Source organism: Pricia sp., from assembly GCF_041745955.1.
In the GTDB taxonomy this organism is placed as follows: Bacteria; Bacteroidota; Bacteroidia; order Flavobacteriales; family Flavobacteriaceae; genus Pricia.
The window spans coordinates 1-1,583 of sequence record NZ_JBGTHY010000547.1; the positions used below are offsets into that span (position 1 = coordinate 1).

3 protein-coding genes are annotated in these 1,583 nt (G+C 46.1%); 2 read left to right on the top strand and 1 reads right to left on the bottom strand.

Annotation, left to right across the window (positions count from 1 at the left end):
* A partial coding sequence (locus tag ACEW8S_RS19615) for an antitoxin Xre/MbcA/ParS toxin-binding domain-containing protein (protein ID WP_373519800.1) occupies positions 1 to 298 on the top strand: 298 nt, incomplete at its 5' end.
* Complete coding sequence (locus tag ACEW8S_RS19620; protein WP_373519801.1) at positions 295 to 765, top strand: RES family NAD+ phosphorylase; 471 nt, start codon at positions 295 to 297, stop codon at positions 763 to 765. The genes ACEW8S_RS19615 and ACEW8S_RS19620, both read left to right, overlap by 4 nt.
* A 630-nt stretch (positions 766 to 1,395) precedes the next feature.
* On the opposite strand, the gene ACEW8S_RS19625 is transcribed toward ACEW8S_RS19620, so the two are convergent.
* On the bottom strand, positions 1,396 to 1,583 hold a 188-nt coding region (locus ACEW8S_RS19625), incomplete at its 5' end, for a hypothetical protein (protein WP_373519802.1).

The following is a 1,583-nucleotide window of genomic DNA, read 5'->3' on the forward strand; positions in this document are numbered from 1 at the left end:
ACCCTTTAGCGATAATGATTGGGCACTTTTTCTTGACACTACCAAAAGAACGCTCGAGCGATACAAGAAAGACAATAAAAGATTCGCTCCCAAGCAGACGGAAACCATTATCGAGATAAAACAGCTGATGCAGTTCGGAGAAGAAGTTTTCGGGGATCCGAATAATTTCCACACATGGTTATTGATGGAGAACGTTGCGCTGGGCGGATCTGTACCAAAGGATCTACTCGACACATCGGTCGGTCTGGGGATAGTAAGGGATGAGCTCGGAAGGATAGATCACGGTATCTTTGCATGATAGTCTTCCGTATTACAAGGGCAAAGTATAAAGACGACCTTTCAGGTGATGGGGCTGCGAAAAATGGCGCTAGATGGAACAATAAGGGCGAAAAAATGTTGTATACCGCCTCGTCAAGATCGTTAGCTATGGCCGAAGTGGCAGTGCATGTTCCATTTGGAATCCTGCCTATCGATTATTTTATTGTTTCCATAGAACTACCGAAGATCGAACCAATAGTTATCTCCGAGGAATACCTAGAAGGCTCGGATTGGAAATCGCATCCCCCTTCACCTTTTACGCAAATAGTAGGGGACGGTTTTTTAAAAGAGAATTCGAGCTTAGTGATGGCCGTTCCGTCAGTTGTCGCCGCCGGAGAGTTCAACTATTTAATAAACCCGAACCATAAGGATTTTCACAAGGTCAAAGTTATTGACATACAGCCCTTTAAATTCGACCCTAGATTGTTCGGTTCCGACCGAAATTGAATTGACCCCCCGGTAGTAGCCAATAGCTGTAGTTTTTCTTGTATCGGTAAAGTTCAAAAAAACGTGGGTTTTTATTGTGTTTTTGTTTTTAAAGTGTAGCCCATCCTCCTAAAAAGTATTATGAATTTTTGAAAGGAAATAGGCGAGGCCCCATAATATTCGTTAAAAAATACAAATAATGTTCTAAAAATCCTACCCTGGGCGCCTGGACAAAATTATAAGGCCGAAGAACCATCAGACTTAAGACCGCCATTTTCCAAAGTTACGTTACCAATTGGCAAAACATGGAGAAGGAACTGGAAGCGTTGGCATAGGCCTCTGGAGCCTCGCAAGAGGACATTTCCCTCTACATGAAGGGATTCAAGGCTTCGCTCTCGATGCCCTCGCCGGTAGGGCTTTGTGAATTCCCGGCCCTCGACCCCGACGATTTTCGCGAACCGGCCTATCGTCCGAAAGCAGAATAGAAATGTTTCCGTCCCTGACGGGGCGATATCGCACTGCGTGAAGTTTACGGGGCAATATAGGCCGATGGCGGTCTTCGCAACGGAGGGAATACTGCGCAACCTTGCGGGTCCCGAACGACAAAGGGAGCGAAAACGGCATTTCACCTCCTTCGCTCCCTTTGATACCCTATTTCTTTACCGGCATTGTCCGACCGATGGTCCAAGAATGTACCCGGCCTACGGATGAATGGCGGACCTTTCGATGTACCACGGACCATTTTTCCAATCCGAAATGATGTACGACCTGCCCATAGGTCATTTTATTCAAGTCGACAGAACCGTTTTTTCCTGTGAGGTTCGATGGAACGATCACAT